Genomic DNA, 21,992 nt, shown 5'->3' on the forward strand with positions numbered 1-21,992 from the left:
TTTGTAAATTTAATGAGTTTAAGAGTGAGTAGTAGCTGCTTAGCGCAGCAGCAGAGCGTGTTTAATTTGAAAGAAAATTTGGATGAAATATATGCCAGAATCGATACTCATTCGCTCTCCTTTTTAAATTTAGGATTCTTTTTGATAAACATATAGATAAATCTAACTATACCATAAAAAACGTAAATAGTCATTAAAGCCGCAGGAACTTCTATGGGATATATATAGAGCAAAGAGCATATAATAGTTAAAATTATTAAAATTTTTAAAAAATTAGCCTGTTTTAAATCTATTTTTTTAAAGCTTGGATAACGTATATTACTAACCATCAATACAGAAAGAACGGACTGAAGTATTAGCAAAAACCACTCGGCGCTTCTAGCAAAACTATATTCTAAACTAAGCCCAACCCAAAAAGCGCTTACAATAGCAGCTGTTGGTATAGGAAGACCAATAAATACCGAAGGCTCATATGTGCCCGTCATCACATTAAATCTAGCAAGTCTAATAGCACCAAACACTACAAAAAGCGCTGCAACAAGAGAGCCTAATCGTCCAAAATTTTGCCCTACCGAAAAATAAAATAGCATAGCAGGAGCAACACCAAATGCTACAATATCTGCGAGACTATCAAACTCTACTCCAAATTTCGAAGTAGTCTTAGTAAGTCTAGCTACCCTACCATCAAGTCCGTCAAGAATAAGAGAAAATACTATATATGTTATCGCTTTAAAATATTGTCCATTTACAGAAGCAATAATACTAATGACACCCAAAAATGCACTAGCTGCGGTAAATAAATTTGGAAATATATACATAAGCTGAAGTTTGTCATTCTCTCTCATCTTCTATCCTCATGATTAAAAAATCCAATTACGCTACAAGTCGCCTTTACACTATCTCCTATAGCAGCACTTATGCGAGCATTGGCAGGCAGTATCAACACAACTAGTCCATCTCCTATAAACCCGAATTTATCCCCAGCTTCTAAATCCTCAAATTTCTCAACTGATAAGCTTCTGCTTAAAGCCCCCGCTATAGTGCGTATGGCTATCTTTAAATTTCCATGCTTACAAAGATATAAAGCTCTTTCATTTAAAGAATTTGAAGACTTCATAGTACTGCATAAAAATAGCCCATGTCTTCGCCTTAATTCAACAAGCTTAAGATCGCAAGGAGCTTTAAGAGAACCTGATCCTAAAATTGATTTGCAGATAACAATCTCAATAGAATCATCTCCTAAATAAGAAATTCTCCTAATGCTTTTTACTTTGCCGTCAATAGGGCTTAAAATAGCGTATTCGTCGTTACTTCCCTTCTCTCTTTTAGGGTTTCTAAAAATAAAAAAGGTGATAACAAAAAGTGTTAAAAACAGAACCCAGAGAGTGTCAAAAAACACCGACGATAAAAACAAAAAACTAAAAATTAGTATATATTTATAGCCCTGCTTAGCGACAATCTCCACACTCTACTCCGTTCTAAGACTTTTGCTCGCTATCATTATGCTCTTCAATAAGACGACTAGGAAGTCCGTTTTCATTTTCATAAGCTTTTATAATCTCTCTAACCTTGGCGCCCTCGATAGTCTCTTGTTCGTATAGAGCCTCAACCATCTTTTCGATAGCACCACTATACGTTCTAAGGGTTTGCAAAACCTCATTATATCTGGCTTCAAGCGTACTCTTAACGAATTCATCAACCTTTTCAGCCATCTTATCGCTATAGTCTTTAATACTTTGCCCACCCGTTAAAAATGTATTTCTTTGTTTCTCAAGCACCATAAGTCCGGCAACATCACTCATCCCATAAACCGATACCATAGCTTTTAATATGTCTGTTGCGCGCTCAAGGTCGTTGCCCGCACCTGTCGAAATCTCTTTTATAAAGACCTCTTCGGCAGCTCTTCCTGCTAAAAGCACATCAACACGAGCGATTAGCTCATGGCGCTGCATCATAAATTTATTCTCTTCGGGAGTATTTAGCGTATATCCAAGAGCCGCCAGCCCACGAGGTATAATGGAAACTTTCGTTACTTTATCGGCACCTTTTGTAGTTTCTGAAATCAGCGCATGTCCGCTTTCATGATATGCCACGATACGCTTTTCTTTTGGATTTATACGTCTTGATTTCTTTTCAAGTCCTGCGATAGCGCGCTCAACTGCTTCAACCAGATCTTTTTGCTCGACATAATTTTTCTCTTTTCTTCCCGCTAGAAGCGCAGCCTCGTTTATAATATTTGCAAGATCGGCTCCTGCAAGTCCTGCCGTCATGCGAGCGATCCCCTCGATATCTACATTTGGATCAAGTTTGATATCTTTCATGTGTACGCGTAAGATATCGATTCTTCCTTTAAAATCAGGCTTATCGACAAGCACTTGCCTATCAAATCTTCCAGGTCTTAAAAGCGCAGCATCAAGCACTTCAGGGCGGTTTGTCGCAGCCAAAACTATAACAGGAGAAGCATCCGAGCTAAAGCCATCCATCTCAGCTAGAAGCTGATTTAGAGTCTGCTCTCTTTCATCATTTCCACCTATCATACCGCTTGCCGCACGGCTTTTACCTATGGCGTCTATCTCGTCGATAAAGACGATCGCAGGGGCTTCTTTTTTGGCATTTTCAAAAAGATCGCGAACACGGCTTGCACCAACACCCACAAACATCTCTATAAAACTTGAACCAGAAACCGAGAAAAACGGCACATCCGCTTCTCCTGCAACCGCTTTTGCAAGAAGTGTTTTACCGGTGCCTGGAGGTCCAACCAAAAGCACACCCTTTGGGATTTTAGCTCCCAAATTTATATACCTATCAGGATGCTTTAGAAAATCAACTATCTCTTTAACCTCTTCCTTAGCCTCTTCAACGCCCGCTACATCGGTAAATTTCACCTTTGGCTTTTCTGAATTCACAAGCTTTTTGGAGCTTCCCATACCAAGTATGCCTCCGCCCATGTTTTTTTGCATTCTGCTTGCAAGAAACATCCAAATTCCAAAGAATATGAATATAGGAAGCACCCAAGAAAATAGCAGTTCGCTAAACCAGTTCGTCTCGCTATACGCGCCATAAGGTATCTTGTTTTCTTCAAGCAAAGGAACCAAAGTCGGGTCGTTCACTCGTTTTGCTATAAATACGCTTCTGCCATCTCCCATATTGCCAAGTGCTTTAATGGACGTTTCTGCAATTCCTACTTGAGAAATTTGCTTGTTTTTAATCATCTCTTTTAATTCAGAATATGTCACACTCTTAGTAGCTGTTTGACCTCCAAATGAACCGCTCATCTCCATATTATCTGTAAAACCTCTAAATACCAAAATAATAACGATAGCAAAAATAGCAAAAATAAAAATCGGATTCTTATTAAAAAATCCGTTATTGCCATTATTATTATTTGAATTTCTATCTTCATCGAATCTTTTATTGTTCATTATGTCCCTTAAAAATTATTTTTGAAATACGAAGCTACTCCACTCATTTTGCGTGTTTAATTCAACAAGCTTAAGTGAAGCAAAGGCCTCTAAGATACGCTCTTTATATTTTTCTAGCACACCTGCTAAAATCAGACAAGAACCATCTTTGAGTAATTTTATCAAATCATTTTTTAATATTAATATAACATCAGCTATAATATTGGCCACAACAATATCGTATTTAACGTCTAAATTTGATATGGAACCGGTCCAAATTTTATTAAATTTAACATCGTTTAACTCTGCATTTTGTTTAGAACTGTAAGTTGCCTGCTCATCCGTATCGCAACCATCTACATTGCATCCAAGTTTTGCCAATGCTATGCTTAAAATACCGCTTCCACAACCAACATCAATAGCACTCATTCCTTCTTTTGCATATTTTTGCAAAAAACTTATACAAGCGCTTGTGCTCTCGTGATGTCCGGAGCCAAATGCCAAGGCAGGGTCTATTATAATATTCAAAAGATCTTCTCTAGGATTTTCCCAGCTTGGACGTATATAAAATTTACCAAGCTTGATGGGCTTAACATTTTTTTTATATTCATTAATCCAATCTTTATTTTCTTTAACCTGCAAATCAAGCTTAAGATCGATCTTTTTATCAAGAGATTTTTCAGCCGCTTTTACATACTCAATTAAGCCAAATTGAATCCCGCTAAGATCGTCCTCATCTCTGATTATAAATCCATTTTCAATCTCTTCTACACAGGTTATTCCAAAGGCAAAAACAAGATCTAGTAATAAATCACGAGCATTGCTAGAAACAACACTTAGCTCATAAAATTTTTCTTTCAAAGGAGAATTTTGCATTAACCGATAACGTCTTCAAGCTTCTCTTTTAGAACCTGAGGTGTAAAAGGTTTAACTATATAGTTGTTTACGCCCGCTTTTAAAGCCGTTATAACCTCGGCTTTACCGCCTTCTGTAGTAACCATTATGATAGGCATATCTACATATTTTTGCTCTGCTCGAACTTTTTTTACAAGCTCGAGTCCGTTCATTTCAGGCATATTCCAGTCGGTTATAAGTATATCTATATCACTATTTTGAGTTAGTAGCTGCCAAGCTTCAAGACCATTTTCAGCCTCTAAAATATCTTGATGACCGAGCCTTTGCAGAGTGTTTTTTATAATTCTTCTCATCGTAGAACTATCGTCTACTACTAATATTTTCACAATCATTCCTTTTAAAATTTTGGTCTATTTTATCAAATTTTATATTTAAATAAACTTTAATTTTAGATAGTTAATTTAAGCGCCTCTTTGAGATCTATCCTGCCCTCATAGTATGCCTTACCTACTATGACGCCAAATACCCGCTCCGTTTTTTGAAGGGCTATTATGTCGCCGATGTCTTTTACTCCTCCGCTTGCTATAGTGTCTATACCGCTAGATCTAGCTATATCAACCGTAAATTCGACATTAACTCCGCTGAGCATACCGTCTTTACCAATATCAGTGCAAATTATCGCCTCGACTCCTGCGTCTGCAAATTTAAGGGCTAAATCAGTTGCTTTCATAGTCGATACATCCGCCCAACCCTCGGTCGCCACATAACCATCTACCGCATCTATGCCAACTGCTACCCTATATTTTTTGGCCGCTTCTTTTACAAAATCAGGATCTTTTAAAGCTATTGAGCCAAGAATCACTCTAGTAATGCCGCTATTTATGTAGTTTTTGATACGCTCTTCGTTTCTTATTCCGCCACCAAGTTCTATCTTTAAATTTGTAGCCCTAACTATCTTTTCTACTGTTTTTAAATTTATAGCCTCTCCGGCAAAAGCGCCATCTAAATCGACAAGATGAAGCCATTTAGCTCCTAAATCCTCAAACTTTCTAGCAAGCTCTTCCGGTCTATCAGAATATATCTTAGCACTACTCATCACACCCTTACTAAGTCTTACCGCCTTGCCCTCTTTTAAGTCTATTGCAGGAAAAATTTCCATTAAAGCCTCCCGAAATTTTCTAAAATTTTAAGCCCGACATCCTGACTCTTTTCAGGATGAGGCTGAAAGCCGTAAATATTATCTTTACAAACGGCACTTACGAATTTATGGCCATATTCGCTATATCCAAGAGCAAATTTATCATCGCAAACCACGTGATACGAGTGTACAAAGTATAGATATTCACTACGTTTTAAGTTTCTGTTTATTACCGAATTTTTACTAAAATTTATCGTATTCCAGCCAACATGGGGGATCTTTAAACTATCTCTCATTTTGTTTTGATCAAATTTCTTTACTTTGCCTTCTATTATGCCAAGTCCTTTAGACAGTCCAAATTCCTCGCTATCATCAAAAAGTAGCTGCATACCGAGACAAATACCTAAAAAAGGCTTTCCACTAGCTGCAAATTCTATTATGGCTTGATCTAACAACTTAGTTTTTAATTTCTCCATCGCCAGTGCAAAAGCGCCGACTCCAGGCAAAATAATCTTATCAAATTTTAAAACCTCATCACAATCTTTTACTAACTTTGCATTAAATCCTAAAAATTTAAAAGCATTAATAACACTTCTTAAATTTCCAGCCTCATAATCGATTATGCCTATGCTTACACTCATTTATTGACCTTATTTTTCACAGATATCAAATATACGCTAAGAGCTACCATAAGCATAGCAACTCCAGCTATCAGATAAATAGCGTTTATTATATGATCAGGAGCCGTTATTGCGAATTTAAATACTAGCATAAGGGCTTCTATAGCAAGCGCAATAATAATAGATCCAATAAATCTAACCATAGTTTTATTATGGTCGGTATCATCATTTTGGTTACTTTTGCCAAGCACCTCTTCTTCAAAAATAGCCTTGACCAAATCAAAGATAGCCAAAGCAAGAGTTAGAACTATAGTTGTTTCAAACATCTCTTCAACATTGATATTCATAAGGCTATTGGATAAAAATCTGCTCACGCCATATATAAACAAAAATGCAGAGACCATAAAAAGGGCAACCGCGAATGCGGAATATATGCATTTTAAAAATTTACCAAAATACCCTTCTGCAACTCCAGGAGCAATTAGCTCCAAAACATTATCCAAAGAGATATCAACGCAAACTACAAATTTAAGCTCATTTTTCTCATCATAAATCGGAGTAGAAGCCGTGACGCAAAGCTCATTTGTCAGAGTTGAAGGGTATGGATCGCTTAATATACATCGTCTCTCTCTAACCGCTCTATAATAATATGCCTTATTGCTTCTATTTTCACCTTTGCCTGCACAATATTCTTTGTTTAGACTCATAGAGTCTTCGATCTGTATTCCGTTGCTATCAAGCACATAAAAAGCATCAAAGCTCTCTATCTCGTGAGCTATCTTATCAAGCCCCGCTTTAATACCATCCAAACTAACGCCCGGAAGCTTATTTGGCAAATTTCTACTAAAAAGATAGCATAGATAGGCTCTTGCCTTATATCTAGCATCAGAAAATCTCTGAATATCTTTTATAAACAACTTTCAACCTTTCAAATTTAGCGCATGATTAAACTCAGGCACTATATTTTTTAAATTTTTAGCGATATCTTCGCTGTTTAGTAGCTCATCTATCTCGCAATTTAATCTATTTATATCATAAATTTGAGAATCCGTAACAAAAATAGATTCAAATTTCGTTCTGACGTCATCCTCATTGATCAAAAGCTCCTCATATAGCTTTTCTCCTGGTCTTAATCCTACAAATTCTATACCCAAATGTTCTTTATCGGATAAAATCAGCATCTTTTTAGCAAGATCTGCTATCTTAACAGGCTCACCCATATCAAGCACAAACAGCTCTCCGCCTTCTGCTATGGAGGCAGCCTGAAGCACGAGCTGACAGGCCTCTGAGGTGAGCATAAAGTAACGAGTAATATCAGGATGCGTAACCGTTAAAGGCAAATTTTTAGCAATTTGCTCTTTAAATTTAGGTATTACGCTTCCGCTACTTCCAAGCACATTTCCAAACCTGACCGCAACTATCTCGGTCTGATTTTTTATATTTGAATTTAAAGCATATAGTTCACAAACTCTCTTGGTAGCTCCCATAATATTTGTGGGGCGCACAGCTTTGTCAGATGAGATGATGACTACTTTTTTTACGCTAAATTCTATAGATACATCAACTACAAATTTGGTCCCTAAAATATTATTTACAACCGCCGCCTTAGGATTGACTTCACAAAGCGGCACATGCTTATAGGCTGCGGCGTGAATTACGATTTGAGGTCTAAACTCATCAAAAATAGCTCTTAAATCCTGCAAATCAGTGATATTAATCATCTTGCTAACAGTCTTATTAGAGCTTGTTATCTCTCCGACTCTATATAGATTAAACTCACTATTATCGAGCATTATAAGCTTTTTGACGCCAAATTTCAAACACTGCTTACAAATTTCACTTCCTATGCTTCCTCCGGCACCAGTTACTAAAACCACCTTATCCTCTAAAAACCCTCTAGCTACGCTATCGCTAAGGTCCTTTGGCTTTCTGGCTAAAAGATCCTCAATAGATATATCCTTAATCTCCTGCTTGCCAAATAAAGAGAAAATTTTAATATCGCGTATTCCATATCCGGTTAACTCATCAAAGAGCTCCTGAAGCTCGTCTTGGGATAGTGCAAGAGCGATTATGGCGGTTTTTACACTATATTCTTTGATTATATTTGAAATTTCTTTTTTAGACTGAACTAAAAATCCATCACAATAAGTTCCTACAAGATCGCTTCTTCCATCAACTACGCCTACAGCATAAAAATCTATATAGCCTTGTCTAAGCCCCTTTAAAACATGTAAGGCCTTTGAAGTAGCTCCTATTACGATACAAGGCTCACCTGCATCGGCTTTTTTAGAAAAATCAAGAAACATCCTTTTTGAAATTCTAAGACTTCCTATCAGCAAACAAGAGATAACCGCATCTATTAAAATCACGCTTCTTGGAAAAGGATTAAACACATCTGAAAATGTAAAAAATATCACAGAAAATGACAAAACAGAAGATATATGAACTAGAAAAATTTTTCTAGCCTCGTTTAATCCAAAAAACCTCCAAGGCACCTTATAAATTTTAAAAATCCACATAAAAAATAGCTTTAAAAAGAGCACAAGAGAGCCGTTTATATATAAACTATCCTTAAAATATTCAGGTATTATGCCGCTAAATCTAAGCAAATATGCCCAATAAAACGAGGCTACAAATATAAAGATATCAAAGCTTAGGAAAAATATTAGCCTCTTTAGCTTAGTAGCTTTAAACATCTACAAATTTTCCTTCACTATTTTAACAACTAAATCCAAACTCTCATCGCTCATCGAAGTACCGCTAGGCAGACAAATTCCGCGAGAGAAGAGATCTTCGCTAGTGCCGTCTACAAAACTCAATGCACCTTTAAACAGAGGCTGCAAATGCATAGGCTTCCATAGAGGTCGGCTCTCAATATTTGCTTTAAAGAGAGCATCGATAACTTTTAAGTGATCGTTTTTACCTTTAAAAAGCGCTGTTGCAAGCCATCTATTTCCGCGAGAGTTCTTAATCTCAGGCATAAATTCAATTTCCTTTAAACTCTCTTGATACCTTTGAAAAATTTCACGCTTTTTAACTACTCTATCTTCCAAAACCTCCATTTGTGCCACGCCGATAGCACCTAAAACGTTACTTAAGCGGTAGTTATATCCGTAGTCTTCATGCTCGTAGTGTAAAAATGGCTCTCTAGCTTGAGTCGAGTAAAACCTCGCCTTTTCGACTAAATTTTCATCTCCTACTAGCATACCGCCACCGGAGGTTGTTATGATCTTATTTCCATTAAAGCTATAAACTCCAAGCGTTCCAAACGTGCCAAGAGCTTTTTTGTCATAAAACCCACCAAGAGCTTCTGCGGCATCTTCTACTATGGCAATATTTTCATTTTTACAAATTTCAACTATCTCATCCATCTTGCAAGCCTGACCGTAAAGATGGGTCAAAATCAAGGCTTTTGGTTTTTTAGGAAGCTTCAAAATGGCCTTTTTGAGCATTTTTGGACTTAAATTCCAACTCTCATCGGAGTCTATAAAGACAGGGGCGGCTTTTTGATAAAGTATCGGAGAAACCGAGGCTATAAATGTAAAGCTAGAGACTAGGACAAAATCACCCTGCTCTATGCCTAAAACTCTAAGTGCCAGATGGAGTCCAGCCGTGCCCGAGCTAAGTGCAAGAGCGTCTTTTGCGCCTATATAATCCTTGACGCTATTTTCAAATTTATTTACATACTCGCCAAGTGGCGCTATATAATTGCTTTTAAAAACTTCCGCTATATACTCTTGCTCTCGCCCACTCATATGTGGCGGACTTAAAAATACTCTTTGCATTATTCCTTCTTTGTTTCTTCAAATTCTATTATTTTTTATCAAATTTTAGTCCAAATTTCTCATTTTTTTAGCAGGAATTCCGTATGCTACGACATTTTCTTCTATATCTCTTACTACAACACTGCCTGCACCGATTACCGAATTTGCACCGATTTTGATATTTTGTATGACGCTTGATCCAATTCCAACATGACTTAAATCCCCTACTTTAACGCCACCGGCCAGCGCCACATTAGGACTGATATGCGCAAACTCTCCGATAACACAGTCATGCTCTACAACAGCTGCCGTATTTATGATAGCACCCTGCTTTATGATGGCATGAGCGTTTACTACGGCTCTTGGCATGATTACGACTCCACAACAAATTTTAGCACTACTACTTATAACCGCACTTGGATGAATCAAGCTTACGACATTAAATCCAGCTTTCTGCACGACATCTTGAAGCTTTTTTCTAGTGTTATTATCACCTATAGCTATGATAACATCGGCCTTTTTAAGCTCAGGGCTAAATTTTAAGATATTTTTACCGTCAAATTTAACGTCATCCAAAAACCAAATTTTCTCATACCCGCACTCTGCGGCGATATCGGCTACAACTGCGCCATGCCCGCTGCATCCGTAAATATAAATTTCAGTTTGTTCCATCAAATTTCTCCGTCGTCACATGCCCCTCTTTACTCACTCCGCTTCTGTTAAGCACCTTTTTAACGGTCATCAAAGCTATTTTAACATCCATTATAAAGCTTAAATTTTCTACATACTCAACGTCAAATTTAAACTTCTGCTCCCAGCTTATCGCATTTCTGCCATTTACCTGAGCAAGCCCCGTAATACCCGGCCTTACATTATGTCTTTTAGCCTGTCTAGCATTGTAAAGAGGCAGATATTCTATAAGAAGCGGACGAGGTCCGATGAAGCTCATATCGCCTTTTAGCACGTTAAAAAGCTGAGGAAGCTCATCTAAGCTAAGGCTTCTAATCGTTTTGCCAAATTTAGTTAGCCTCTGTGCATCCGGCAAAAGCTCGCCATTTTCGTCTCTTTCCTCACTCATTGTCTTAAATTTATAAATTTTAAATATCTTTGCATTCAGTCCTGGTCTAGCTTGAGTAAAAATCACGCTTTTACTTAGTTTAAAGTAGATTAAAATCGCAACCACAATCATAATAGGCAAAGTAATGACTATCAAAACAATGGAGCCTAAAATGTCTAAAAACCTTTTAAAAAACGCTTTATACATCGATAAATTTCCTATACGCCTCAATATATTTTATAGCGATATCTCTTTCGTCAAACTCTTTTTCTACCATTGCTCTGCCATTTGCACTCATTTTCTTAGCCAAATTTTCGTTATCCAATAAAATTTCAATCTTTTTGGCTAAATCTGGAGCATTTCTTACCTCGCAAAGTAAGCCGTTTATTCCGTCTATCACAGCCTCATTACATCCACTGACATTACTTGCAACTACCGGCACGCCCATACTCATAGCTTCCAAAATAGTCCTAGGAAAGCCCTCGCGGTAGCTTGGAAGAGCAAGTAAAAAGCTAGATTTTAAAAGCTCTGCAATATCGTCTCTTGCACCTAGATAAAGGACATCCCCGCTTCTTAAAAAGCCCTCATCAGCAGTGCTTTTATTGCCATCAAATCCCTCTCCGACATAGACAAATTGAGTATCGCTGCGGTGTTTTAGGATTTTTGCAGCTTCATAAAACTCTTTAACTCCCTTGTGCCACATAGCACGCCCTATCATCAAAACGACTTTTTTATCGCTTAAATTTACGCCATTTACGATATTTGGATCAAATTTTTTGCTATCCACTCCAACACTTTTAATTTTTATAATCTTTTCCGATTTGATCAAATTTCTTTCCAAAAAATATCTAGGATCAGCCTCATTTACAAATATACAAGCGTCACTTAAATTTAGAGCTCTTTTATAAAGCATCTCTATAGCTAGACGTATCAACCTTGTCTTTAAATCACTATCTACATAAAAGCTTCCAAGTCCTTCGACTAAATTTATAATATGTTTTATACCGGCTTTTTTGGCGGCAAAAGTCCCAAATACATTTGATTTATGTGCCGAAGTTTGCAGTAAATCCAAATTTAAAGTGCGTAAAATTTCGCTAAGCTTATTTGAATTATCTACCACCACAAACGGATTTAAGCTAGCGCGGTTAAGCTCGTATGTAACGCAGTTAAATTCATTTTCAAGTCGTTTTACATATTCGCCTTTAGGACAAATGGCAAAAACTTCATGCCCAAGCTCTTTTAAAGCTCGTATTATAGGGCTTCTAAAATGATAGATGCTCATATCGGCGTGAGATAAAAAACCGATTCTAGCCATTAAAATTAACCTTTTTATTTATCAAATTTAGATTCCATACAATATTATTTCAACAATTTATAAATTTTAACCGCACCGTTTAATAAAACCGGCTCAAAGAGCTCTTTATCAAAATTTTCAAATACAAAAAGCTGGATATAAGTCGAGTTTAATGCATTCTCATCGATTATTAAAAATCTCCTATAATCCTTCATATATACAACATAAACTTTCGCACTCGAATCTATCTTATAAGGCTTTACTACAAGCTTGTCTTTTTCATCGTAACTTGTCTCAAAATATGTATTTATAGGCACTATCTCGCCATTATAAATTAACTTAGAAGCGTCATTTGACATAATAAAGCCTCCGCCTATATCAACACCTTCACTTTTTATCGCATAAGGAGCACCTGTATAAAAAAGTACATTATCATACTCCGCTCCACTAGTTAGATCAAGCCTTGAAAACTGCAAGACGACAGGAAAGATATGTATCATAGAATCCGGAAGATAAAAATATATATCTCTTGTCTTTTTAGGAAGATTAAAACTCTTGTTATTTAGCGAATTTAAAAAGGCATTTGCATTGGTAGCATTATAATCTTGCATCATCTTTGCTAAATTTGAACCAAATCTCTCGGTAAAATTACGCTCCGTATACTCCACTTCAAGACGAGCCATATTGGCTGAGCTGATTTGATTTTCTCCCAGTGCGAAGCTAACTGCGAAATTATCCCTACCAAGGTGCTTTCCGCCGTCAATTAAACTCTTAACATCGGCATAGTAGCGAATCGGATAGCCATAATCCCACCAAGCCAGAGTATAATCCTCTCTATCGGCTATAAGCTTTAGCCTGTCCAGACTCTCAACCTCCTGTCTGGAAAATACCGTAGGCACTTTATATGTATATATGTGAAGCAGGCAAGGCAGAAGCGAAACGATGGATATAGCTAGGATTATGCCTCTATTGAGCCATATATTTATTTTGAATAAATTTATAGACCAAACGACAAAATATCCAAATCCAATCGCCATAATAGGCACTGAATATATAGTAAATCTAAGTCCGCCTTTTACAGCTAAAAATCCTAAAAAGAGCATGGGAAGAGCGAGCAGAAAAGATCTTTTTTTAAAACATAATATAGCTATTCCTACTAAAGAGGCTGTGAAAGTAATCACATGTCCGCTTATACGCTGTGCAAATACGTCAAATTCGACTATCCCGGACTCCCTTATAGTCTGATTTACGTTAAAGTAGTGAAAGGCTAGTCCGGAGCTTTCAGGGGCACTTCTAAAGACGTAAAATTTAAGTTGAAAAAGTATAGGATTTAGACCGCCTGTGATAGCAAAAAGCAAAACAGCAAATAGTCCAAGTGTGGCGATGCTTCTTTGGTTCCATAAATTTGGTCTAAAATATATTAAAAGATAGATAACTAAAATAAGTGAAATTTTAATATAAAAATTTATATACGTAAGAGCGATGATCATAAAAATAAGCGCTTCATAATTTAGCTTATTGTTACGATCATATATCAATGTATAGAGTAAAAACATGCCTATAGTAGCGAAATTTAGCGAGTATGAGCTAGGATACCACCAGTTGTAAATCAGCATAAAAATGGGCACGAATATCAAATTTACCCGTTTTTTTTGCTCTACTAAACGCACAATAGACCAGATGACAAACATTGGTAAAACTATAGTAAGCATATCGGTATCATAATATCCTGCCATAGTGCGGTTATAGTAGCTATTGGCCACGCTAGCTAAAAGAGCGGCTATAAAACCCGCTCTAGCCACACCGTATTCACGCGCTATTAAGATGATAGGAACTACTATAAGGGAGCTAAAAAATACGCTCATATACAAAATAATAGTTTCAAAAGAAAATGGCAAAATTTTAGCTATCGCGTAAGTAAGAGATGATAGTGAGCTTCCGTAGTAACTAAGATCGTTTGGCTGATGAAAGCCGGCTATCATATCGCGAGCACCCTCGGCGAAAGCATAGCCATCATTAGTGCTAATCATAAGCTGATTATTCCAGAAAAAGGGCTCATACGCACTTGCCCAATAGACCCAGTAAAACCTACAGGCAACGCTAAAAATAAACGCCAAAGAGATTAATAAAAATGTCTGTTTTGAAAACCGAATACTCTTTAAACTCTTTAAAAATTCACCTACCATCTCTTCCTTCCAAATATTCAATAAGCTGCCTTGTTATCTCTGTTTTATCAAAATTTTTAATGCGATTATACGCTTTTTTTTCATATTTTTCTCTAAGTTTTTCATCATCAAGTGCTTTTTGCATCGCCTCTTGCATACTTTTTTCATCATCAACACCAACTAGCAGCCCATATTCATCATCTCCTAAAAGCTCTTTGGCTCCGCTTTTATGATCTGTTGAGATTATAAATTTCTCGCACACCAAGCCCTCTAAAAGCACATTTGAAAAGCCTTCAAAGCGTGAAGCGCAGACTAAGCAAGAGGCGTTTTTGATAAATTTAAATGGATTTTTTTGAGCTCCCAGTAGCTTAACTCTATCGTTTAGTTTAAGTTTATCTATGAGACTTTGAAGCTCATTATGCAAATTTCCTTTACCTAAAATTCCAAGAGTAGCCCTATGATCATCTAAATTTGAAATTATTTTAATCAACATGGCTTGATTTTTTCCGCTATCAAGCCTTCCGATATTTATAAAAAACGGTCTAAAATCCTCGTTAAAAGGCTCATTTGCAAGCTCTTTTATGCTTTTTAAATCAACAGCGTTATATAGCACTTTTACCTTTTTTTCATCACAGCCAAAATTTTCAATCAGATCTCTAGCGTTTCCGCTTGCGTTAGCCAAGATAAGATCAGCTCTATTATAAAGAAGCTTGATGAGAAATTTATTTGCGCTCCCGCTGATTTTTTTACCGTATATTATAGACGGGCAACTTCTCTCGCTTATAACCATTCGTCTCTTTAGACCAAAAACTCTAGCCATTAAAGCGATATAACAAGGACGATTCATAAGCACAAAATGCCTATCTATACCTAAATTCTCGCACAATTTTTTATATTTTAAAGCCAGTTTAGGTAGAGTGAAAAATAGTCTAAATATCTTTTTTATACCACTTTCATAGGGGTTTGAGTTCTCTATGAGGTGAATTTTTACTTGTGGAGGAATTTCATAAGAGATAACATCGCTCATAAGAATCAGATGCACTTCATACTCTTTAGCAAGTCCGGTAAGCAAATTTGATACTACTCTCTCAGCGCCTCCTGACCCCATAGAGTAGAGAAAAACGGCTAGTTTTCTCACTTGGCCACTACTTCGTCCACAAAATTTTGCCACTTTTGCATGACATTATCTATTCTAAATTTATCCAAATCTTTTCTTGCGTTTTCTACAAGGGTTTGGCGTAAATTCTCATCTTTTATAAGCCTTGTTAGCTTTGCAGCCATCTCTTCTTTGTTTTCACTCTTAAATAAAAGCCCGCTTACCTCATCATTTATAAGCTCTTTTCCGCCGACCGTATCGCTAGAAAGTCTTGCACAGTCAAAATTTGCAGCCTCTATCAATACATTTGAAAGCCCTTCGCTTCGAGAAGACGAGACAAATATCTTAGAACGCTCATAATAAGGCTCTATATCCTCGATATGACCCAAAAATTTAATATTTAGTCCAAGCTCATCGGCTATAATTTTTAGCTCGGCTCCGGCAGAGCCATCACCAGCTATCTTTATCTCCCAGTCTTCCAAAACCTCTTTATCTATCTTTGCTAAGGCCTTTAAATATAGATCGTAGCCCTTTACGAACTCTAGCCTACCCACGCTTAATATAATATTTTCCTTTGCAAGTCCTTTGGGCTCTTTTAAAAAAAATGGATTATGTAATATGACTCTATTTTTTATAAATTTATAGTAATCGATATCGTTTTGAGTTAGCACGCTAAGGCCATCCACGTTTCTATATGCAATATCCCTGATAAATCTAAATTTCAATGACTTTAGGTGCTCATTTTCATGGTGTTCGCTAGCTATATGCTTAAATCCAAGTCCGAAATTTGCCGCTACGCAAGCTACATTTGTCCAATCTATAAAGCTTATTATGACATCTGGCGCAATATTTTTAAAGCAACTCCTGAGCGCTGAAATCTTTCTAAATTTATTTAATATCTTACTTTTACCGTAAATTTTAAGATGATGAAAGATTGCTTCAGAAGGAAATTTATAATAACCTAAATCCTCCTCAAGGACTGCTATATGCACCTCATTTTGCTTTGCAAACCCACTAGAAATAGCGCTTAAAACGCGTTCTGCACCACCATTTCTAAGTGCTGCTATAACAAATAAAATTCTCAATTCACACCACCTCTTTAATCATATTCAGCCATTTTTCATATATATTATCCACGCTAAACTCATCAAGTCTAGTTCTGGCATTTTTGCAAATCTCATCTCTTTTTGTGCCATCTTGAATTAGATTTAAAACCATCTCACTCATTATCTTATCATCGTTTATTTCGCATAAAAATCCGTCAAATCCATGCGTTATAAGCTCTTTTGCACCGCTTGTCTTAGTGGCAACCCTTGCGCAATCATAGCTAATTGCCTCTATTAGCGTATTTCCAAGCCCTTCTATTATAGAAGTGGATATTAAAATCTTAGCTCTTTTATAAAGCTGATCAATATCTACCACATTGCCTAAAAACTCTATTTGCGCTCCAAGCTCATTAGAAAGTAGCTGCAGTTTTTCTCTCTGCTCACCGTCTCCTGCAACTATAAATTTATAGCCAAAATTCTTTAAATTTGCAGCCACTCTTACAAACATCGCACAGTTTTTTAGTGTATTTAAACGCCCGACAAAAATCACTAAATTTTCTTTTAAACCGCTTAGTTCATCATCATTTTTACTAAAACTAGGATTATATACAACCTCTACATTTTTGCAAAATTTAGAATAATATCCCTTGTCCTCTTTTGTCAGCACACTAAGCACATCTGCGAATGGATAAAAGATATATTTTAAAGCTTTAATAATCGGTTTTTTAGGGGCATTAAAGCTAGTATGTTCGCTGATTATAACAAGAGTTTTTAAACCAACACTACTCATTAAAACCAAAATATTAGTACTATCTAAAAAGGATATAACAGCATCAAATTTATCATCTTTTAGCATCTTTCTTAAAGAGGTAAATTTGCTAAAACGCTTCTTTAAATTTCCTAAAAGTCCAAAGTCTCCTACACCTTGATTTAAATTTACAAGCTTTACTTTAATATCAAGCTCGTAAAATGGCTCACCGCCATCAAATTTAGCCAGCACAACCTCATTATATTGGCTAAATTTAGAAGCGATTATCGAGCATACTCTCTCGGCTCCGCCACATCTTAGAGTTGAGATTACAAATAGGATTTTCATATCCCAAACTTCTCTTTTATCTTTACCCTAAGCTTAGACAGCCTTTGTAAAAACGGGCTTGGAAGAGGACTAAGCAGCAAAAATATAAAAGCCTCTTTATTAAATTTTATTCTCAAGCTCTTAAACAAACACTCATACATAAGTGCATAATCCCCTGCTATCTTTGCGTAATATGCGACATTTTTATATTGAAGCGCTAAAAATTCAGGCGCCATCACGCTTGCTATTTCGTGGCATAAATTTGCTGTTTTTAAATAGGCATTAGCAACTTTGCTAGCATATTTGGCTGCATTTGCTGTAGCGCTGTCCGAGTGGGCTATTCTATATATGTAAAGAGGTTTTTTGTGATAATAGACTAAATCCTCAAAAAATCTAATATATAGCTCGTTTTCTCCCCCGAAACTCTTCTCGTCCAATCGAAAATTCTCTATAAATTTACGAGAAAAAAGCTTAAAATACTCTCCGCTTATCCTGCCGCAATGATAGTCTATCTTGCTCATCTCGCAGCTTTTTTCATATGGATTTCTGCCTGAAATTTTCCCGCTTATTTTTTCATTTATCTCACAAACGCAATCTGCAAAAACCGCACTATATCCTTGTTTTATAAAGTCAAAACACTCGCTAATAGCGGTTAAATAGAGCTCATCATCATCATCAAGCAGGCAGATAAACTCGCCGCTACAAATATCAAAGCCGTTGTTTTTATTTCCGTTTGGACCCTTTTCGTGAGTTTCGTTTACCACATATTTCACTCTAGGATCTTTTAAATTTTTACAAAATTTACTAGTGCCATCACCGCTCTTATCATCGGTTATTATGATCTCTAAATTTTTATAAGTTTGATTAAGAGCTGAATTTAAAGCCTTTTTTAATAGATCAATACGGTTAAAAGTTGGAATTATAACACTTATTAAAGGCTCTTTTTCATTCACGTCTTTTCCTTAAAAATTCTCTCATAACCTTTAAATTTAGCCTCGTATCTGGTTGCTAAGATATATTTAAACGATTTAAATAGGGCTTTTAAATTTATCTTTGCATACCCGCGTTCATCGCGCTCTGCATTGATATTTGAATCGCTTAGATCAATAGGATGAGCAAAAATATCGCTAAAATACATATTAAGCTTATTTGATGTCAATAGATAACTCCATAAATCGGCTGTACAGACCGCTCTTTCGTGCGTTTCAAGCAAAGCTTTAGCACTATCTCTTGTCACTATATATGCAGCCGCTCTATAAATACTCACAAATGAGTGCTTTGAAACCAGGTAAAAATCATCTCCTATCTTCTTTCCAAAGGCCGAAAATCTGCCGGCAAGCCCATTTTGGCAGCCGCAAATCAAAATTGAGTTTTTATCTATTTTTTTCGCCAAATCAAAAGCTAGTTTTATACCTTCGTCATCCCCTATAACATCATCTTCAAATACAAGTGCGAATTTTGAATCGCTATTTAAAAATTCCTCATAAGCTCTCATATGAGAGAGGCTACAACCAATCTCGGCAGGACTTAAAAGCCTATTATAAGCCTTAAAGCTCCTAAGCGCGTATCCGAAATACTCCTTGGCACTCATAACCCTGCCGTCAATCGCATCGACAATATTAAATTTATCATAACTTGCAAAGCGATTTTTAAGAGCCTCTCGTCTAGCCTCGTCCTTTTTAAGAGAGATTAAAAACAGGCTATTTTCCTGCATTTAAAAGCCTTTTAATTTTAAAAACAATCTTATTTATAACAATTTTTTGTTCAAACCTATTAAATATCAAAAACAAGTTAACAACGTATCCAAAAATCAAAAATACAACAAAATACAGAATAAATTGTGTCCAAGTTTTAATATCAATAAACTCGCTAAATATAAAAATAATGAGAGATAAACCTACAAAAATAGCTAAATTTTTAAGATATACCCCATAAAATGTAGTAAGTCTTAGCTCTAAATTTAAAGCTGCATTTATAAGGTCAAAAAATAGTATACGAATACTATAAAAAACAGCTCCTATAATGGCCACTCCATATACTCCGTAATCACTAAATTTTAAAATCAAAATTTGAGCGATTATAGTACTAACCCCTAAGATAGTATTTGCAATAGCCGGCCTACGAAGCTTATTGGTCGCACTATCAAGGTTGAAAAGTGCAAATGCATAACTTATAAAGATAATAGGAACAAGCGTTATCATAGAAAGATTATATATGAAATTTATCTCGTCAATACTCTTAAACGGTAACCAAAGAGTGTAAAATTCTCGCCCAAATACTACGAAAATAGCTGCAGGGACGCTCATTACAAAGGCTATCACTCGCATTGAAAATTTAGTCTCGTTAACCAAAGCTAAAAGATTGCTTTTTGAATAAAGCTCTACAAATTTAGGCGCAAAAACCGCGCTAAGCTGAGCCACAAAACTCTCTAAAATAATAGGAGCCGCCTTTGATACGGCAAGAAGTCCGGTTACGTTAGCATTTATAAAGATATTGCATATAAATAGATCCATTCCAGTCATCAACACGCGATTTAAAGCATTAAAACTATTCCAAACGCCAGACTTTAAAAGCTCTTTTATCTTCTTAAAATCGAATTTAGACATATCAAATTTTAACTCCGGCGTGATACGAGCCGATATAAATAGAGTGCTTAAAAAGACAAAAATAGAGGCTATAAGTGCGGAAATAGCGATATATGAGATCATCGGCTTAAAAAAATAGAAGAAAAAAACTATCAAAATAGCTAAAATTGCACTTGAAATCGCATTTCTAATAGAGAGTAGATAAAGTTTATTTTTAACAAAGGCAGATACGGTAATAACCCCGTTAAATAGTCCTACGCAGAAATTTATAAAGTAAAAAACAAAGGTCAATTTAACATCATTCTCTAAATTTTTGGGCACGTTTAAAACACCACTTAAATTTAGGATAAAAATCGCCGAAAGCAGCACTACCAGGATAGAAAAAAATATATTTACGCTCAAAACAGACGAGTAGTAGATATTGGCCTTAGCAATATCGCCTCTATGCCACTCGTAAGCGACAAAGCGACCACTAACCGAATTTATAGCCACTGTAATAACTGAAGCGTACGAAACTATAGCGTTAGAAAGGGCGACAAAGCCGTAAGCCTCGTTGCCAAGGCTCTTTAAGATATATGGAGTTAAAAAAAAATTTATCCCCAAGGATATTACAAAAACTACAATTGAGCTAATCAGATTGATAAGCACTATAGTCTCGCATCAGCGTCCGGATAGATATTTTTGATATCGTAGACTAGGATGTTTTTAAATTTTAACCCCTTAAATTTATCATGTGCAACAGCGATAATCACGCAGTTATAATCATTTTCGTCATAATTTTTTAACGGAGTTATACCATACTCCCTCTTTACTTCCGCCTCGTCCACCCAAGGATCGTATACATCGACCTTGCAGCCAAAATCCTTAAGCTCCTCTATTACATCTATAACACGAGAATTTCTAATGTCAGGGCAGTTTTCCTTAAATGTAAGCCCTAAAACAAGCACCTTTGCACTGCTTATTGTTACGCCTTTTTTAATCATCAGTTTTATCACCTGAGATGCCGCGTATTTTCCCATATTATCATTTATCCTACGACCAGCTAAAATCATCTCCGGATGAAAGCCAAGCTCTTGAGCCTTATGTGTAAGATAATATGGATCTACGCCTATACAATGGCCTCCAACAAGCCCTGGGCGGAAATTTAAAAAATTCCACTTGGTGCCAGCAGCCTCTAAAACAGCCGATGTATCTATATTCATGCGCTCAAATATCATCGCAAGCTCGTTTATGAAGGCGATATTAATATCACGCTGAGTATTTTCTATGACCTTGGCTGCTTCCGCCACTTTTATACTTGGCGCCTTATGAGTGCCTGCCGTAATTATTGAGCGGTAAACCTCATCCACTTTATCTGCGATTTGCGGAGTGGAGCCGGAGGTAATCTTTTTGATTTTTGTTACAGTGTGCTCTTTGTCTCCCGGATTTATACGTTCAGGTGAATATCCGCAGTAAAAATCTTGATTAAATTTCATTTGGCTTACCCTTTCAAGTATCGGCACGCAAATCTCTTCTGTAACTCCTGGATAAACAGTGCTTTCGTATACTACTATGTCACCCTTTTTCAAAACCTTTGCGACACTTTCACTTGCTTTTATTACAGGGGTTAGATCCGGTCTTTTATTTTTATCTATCGGAGTTGGAACTGTAACGATAAAGAAACTGCAATCCTTGATATCCTCTAAATTTGTACTAAATTTCATTGAATTTTTTATCGCTTCACTCATCTGCTCGCTATTTAACTCAAGAGTGCGATCAAATCCTCTTTTAAGCTCTTCTATACGAGTATTATTTACGTCAAATCCCACCACTTCATACTTCTTGCTAAAAGCAGCCGCCAAAGGCAGCCCCACATAACCAAGTCCGATAACAGCTATTTTCATATATTTCCTTTAT

General features: G+C 36.3%; 21 protein-coding genes. All 21 read right to left on the bottom strand.

Annotated elements, in window-relative coordinates:
• Nucleotides 1-107 precede the first annotated feature (107 nt).
• The 21 genes from pssA to tviB all read right to left on the bottom strand — a co-directional run bounded on the left by pssA (nt 108) and on the right by tviB (nt 21,979).
• A complete protein-coding gene (gene pssA / locus CDOMF_RS08105) occupies nt 108-845 on the bottom strand; it encodes a CDP-diacylglycerol--serine O-phosphatidyltransferase (protein ID WP_169973012.1) in 738 nt (245 codons plus the stop codon).
• Nucleotides 842-1,465, bottom strand: coding sequence for a phosphatidylserine decarboxylase (locus tag CDOMF_RS08110; RefSeq protein ID WP_260951493.1), 624 nt, complete (start codon nt 1,463-1,465; stop codon nt 842-844). The genes pssA and CDOMF_RS08110 overlap by 4 nt, the downstream gene beginning before the upstream one ends.
• 13 nt (nt 1,466-1,478) lie before the next feature.
• Complete coding sequence (gene ftsH, locus CDOMF_RS08115; RefSeq protein ID WP_260951494.1) at nt 1,479-3,422, bottom strand: ATP-dependent zinc metalloprotease FtsH; 1,944 nt, start codon at nt 3,420-3,422, stop codon at nt 1,479-1,481.
• Nucleotides 3,423-3,437: 15 nt separating this feature from the next.
• Entirely contained in the window at nt 3,438-4,262 is an 825-nt protein-coding gene (locus CDOMF_RS08120) for a 50S ribosomal protein L11 methyltransferase (RefSeq protein WP_260953160.1), read from the bottom strand.
• A 14-nt stretch (nt 4,263-4,276) separates the two neighbouring features.
• Entirely contained in the window at nt 4,277-4,642 is a 366-nt protein-coding gene (locus CDOMF_RS08125) for a chemotaxis response regulator CheY (protein WP_169973006.1), read from the bottom strand.
• A 62-nt stretch (nt 4,643-4,704) separates the two neighbouring features.
• Nucleotides 4,705-5,415 carry a 1-(5-phosphoribosyl)-5-[(5-phosphoribosylamino)methylideneamino]imidazole-4-carboxamide isomerase gene (gene hisA / locus CDOMF_RS08130; RefSeq protein ID WP_260951495.1) on the bottom strand — a complete coding sequence of 237 codons (711 nt, stop codon included), beginning with the start codon at nt 5,413-5,415 and terminating at the stop codon, nt 4,705-4,707.
• Nucleotides 5,415-6,035 (bottom strand): imidazole glycerol phosphate synthase subunit HisH, encoded by a 621-nt coding sequence (hisH, locus tag CDOMF_RS08135; protein WP_260951496.1) that lies wholly within the window; start codon nt 6,033-6,035, stop codon nt 5,415-5,417. The genes hisA and hisH overlap by 1 nt, the downstream gene beginning before the upstream one ends.
• Nucleotides 6,032-6,931, bottom strand: coding sequence for a PDC sensor domain-containing protein (locus tag CDOMF_RS08140; protein WP_260951497.1), 900 nt, complete (start codon nt 6,929-6,931; stop codon nt 6,032-6,034). Before CDOMF_RS08140 ends, hisH begins: the two co-directional genes overlap by 4 nt.
• Nucleotides 6,932-6,934: 3 nt before the next feature.
• On the bottom strand, nt 6,935-8,710 hold the full coding sequence (locus CDOMF_RS08145) for a UDP-N-acetylglucosamine 4,6-dehydratase family protein (protein WP_260951498.1): 1,776 nt from the start codon (nt 8,708-8,710) through the stop codon (nt 6,935-6,937).
• Nucleotides 8,711-9,799, bottom strand: coding sequence for an aminotransferase class V-fold PLP-dependent enzyme (locus CDOMF_RS08150; RefSeq protein ID WP_260951499.1), 1,089 nt, complete (start codon nt 9,797-9,799; stop codon nt 8,711-8,713).
• Nucleotides 9,800-9,844: 45 nt separating this feature from the next.
• A complete protein-coding gene (locus tag CDOMF_RS08155; RefSeq protein ID WP_260951500.1) occupies nt 9,845-10,450 on the bottom strand; it encodes an acetyltransferase in 606 nt (201 codons plus the stop codon).
• Complete coding sequence (locus CDOMF_RS08160) at nt 10,437-11,042, bottom strand: sugar transferase (RefSeq protein ID WP_260951501.1); 606 nt, start codon at nt 11,040-11,042, stop codon at nt 10,437-10,439. The genes CDOMF_RS08155 and CDOMF_RS08160 overlap by 14 nt, the downstream gene beginning before the upstream one ends.
• On the bottom strand, nt 11,035-12,150 hold the full coding sequence (locus CDOMF_RS08165; RefSeq protein WP_260951502.1) for a glycosyltransferase family 4 protein: 1,116 nt from the start codon (nt 12,148-12,150) through the stop codon (nt 11,035-11,037). The genes CDOMF_RS08160 and CDOMF_RS08165 overlap by 8 nt, the downstream gene beginning before the upstream one ends.
• Before the next feature lie 44 nt (nt 12,151-12,194).
• Nucleotides 12,195-14,315, bottom strand: a complete 2,121-nt coding sequence (locus tag CDOMF_RS08170) for an STT3 domain-containing protein (protein WP_260953161.1) — start codon at nt 14,313-14,315, stop codon at nt 12,195-12,197.
• Nucleotides 14,305-15,432 carry an N-acetylgalactosamine-N,N'-diacetylbacillosaminyl-diphospho-undecaprenol 4-alpha-N-acetylgalactosaminyltransferase gene (pglJ, locus tag CDOMF_RS08175; RefSeq protein WP_260951503.1) on the bottom strand — a complete coding sequence of 376 codons (1,128 nt, stop codon included), beginning with the start codon at nt 15,430-15,432 and terminating at the stop codon, nt 14,305-14,307. Before pglJ ends, CDOMF_RS08170 begins: the two co-directional genes overlap by 11 nt.
• Entirely contained in the window at nt 15,429-16,475 is a 1,047-nt protein-coding gene (locus tag CDOMF_RS08180; protein WP_260951504.1) for a glycosyltransferase, read from the bottom strand. The genes pglJ and CDOMF_RS08180 overlap by 4 nt, the downstream gene beginning before the upstream one ends.
• Before the next feature lies 1 nt (nt 16,476).
• On the bottom strand, nt 16,477-17,532 hold the full coding sequence (locus CDOMF_RS08185; RefSeq protein WP_260951506.1) for a glycosyltransferase: 1,056 nt from the start codon (nt 17,530-17,532) through the stop codon (nt 16,477-16,479).
• A complete protein-coding gene (locus tag CDOMF_RS08190) occupies nt 17,529-18,464 on the bottom strand; it encodes a glycosyltransferase family 2 protein (RefSeq protein ID WP_260951507.1) in 936 nt (311 codons plus the stop codon). The genes CDOMF_RS08185 and CDOMF_RS08190 overlap by 4 nt, the downstream gene beginning before the upstream one ends.
• Entirely contained in the window at nt 18,461-19,225 is a 765-nt protein-coding gene (locus tag CDOMF_RS08195; RefSeq protein WP_260951508.1) for a glycosyltransferase family 25 protein, read from the bottom strand. Before CDOMF_RS08195 ends, CDOMF_RS08190 begins: the two co-directional genes overlap by 4 nt.
• Nucleotides 19,212-20,744, bottom strand: a complete 1,533-nt coding sequence (locus CDOMF_RS08200; protein WP_336296818.1) for an MATE family efflux transporter — start codon at nt 20,742-20,744, stop codon at nt 19,212-19,214. The genes CDOMF_RS08195 and CDOMF_RS08200 overlap by 14 nt, the downstream gene beginning before the upstream one ends.
• On the bottom strand, nt 20,744-21,979 hold the full coding sequence (gene tviB, locus CDOMF_RS08205; RefSeq protein ID WP_260951510.1) for a Vi polysaccharide biosynthesis UDP-N-acetylglucosamine C-6 dehydrogenase TviB: 1,236 nt from the start codon (nt 21,977-21,979) through the stop codon (nt 20,744-20,746). Before tviB ends, CDOMF_RS08200 begins: the two co-directional genes overlap by 1 nt.
• Nucleotides 21,980-21,992: the final 13 nt, after the last annotated feature.

It is taken from the genome of Campylobacter sp. RM16187, from assembly GCF_025319965.1.
Taxonomy (GTDB): Bacteria; Campylobacterota; Campylobacteria; order Campylobacterales; family Campylobacteraceae; genus Campylobacter_A.

What these genes read in the sequence shown, in the direction of transcription:
- pssA (WP_169973012.1), bottom strand. Translation starts at nt 845, where the DNA reads ATGAGAGAGAATGACAAACTTCAGCTTATGTATATATTTCCAAATTTA.
- CDOMF_RS08145 (WP_260951498.1), bottom strand. Translation starts at nt 8,710, where the DNA reads ATGTTTAAAGCTACTAAGCTAAAGAGGCTAATATTTTTCCTAAGCTTT.
- CDOMF_RS08195 (WP_260951508.1), bottom strand. Translation starts at nt 19,225, where the DNA reads ATGCAGGAAAATAGCCTGTTTTTAATCTCTCTTAAAAAGGACGAGGCT.
- CDOMF_RS08150 (WP_260951499.1), bottom strand. Translation starts at nt 9,799, where the DNA reads ATGCAAAGAGTATTTTTAAGTCCGCCACATATGAGTGGGCGAGAGCAA.
- CDOMF_RS08185 (WP_260951506.1), bottom strand. Translation starts at nt 17,532, where the DNA reads ATGAAAATCCTATTTGTAATCTCAACTCTAAGATGTGGCGGAGCCGAG.
- hisH (WP_260951496.1), bottom strand. Translation starts at nt 6,035, where the DNA reads ATGAGTGTAAGCATAGGCATAATCGATTATGAGGCTGGAAATTTAAGA.
- hisA (WP_260951495.1), bottom strand. Translation starts at nt 5,415, where the DNA reads ATGGAAATTTTTCCTGCAATAGACTTAAAAGAGGGCAAGGCGGTAAGA.
- CDOMF_RS08155 (WP_260951500.1), bottom strand. Translation starts at nt 10,450, where the DNA reads ATGGAACAAACTGAAATTTATATTTACGGATGCAGCGGGCATGGCGCA.
- CDOMF_RS08170 (WP_260953161.1), bottom strand. Translation starts at nt 14,315, where the DNA reads ATGGTAGGTGAATTTTTAAAGAGTTTAAAGAGTATTCGGTTTTCAAAA.
- tviB (WP_260951510.1), bottom strand. Translation starts at nt 21,979, where the DNA reads ATGAAAATAGCTGTTATCGGACTTGGTTATGTGGGGCTGCCTTTGGCG.
- CDOMF_RS08160 (WP_260951501.1), bottom strand. Translation starts at nt 11,042, where the DNA reads ATGTATAAAGCGTTTTTTAAAAGGTTTTTAGACATTTTAGGCTCCATT.
- CDOMF_RS08165 (WP_260951502.1), bottom strand. Translation starts at nt 12,150, where the DNA reads ATGGCTAGAATCGGTTTTTTATCTCACGCCGATATGAGCATCTATCAT.
- ftsH (WP_260951494.1), bottom strand. Translation starts at nt 3,422, where the DNA reads ATGAACAATAAAAGATTCGATGAAGATAGAAATTCAAATAATAATAAT.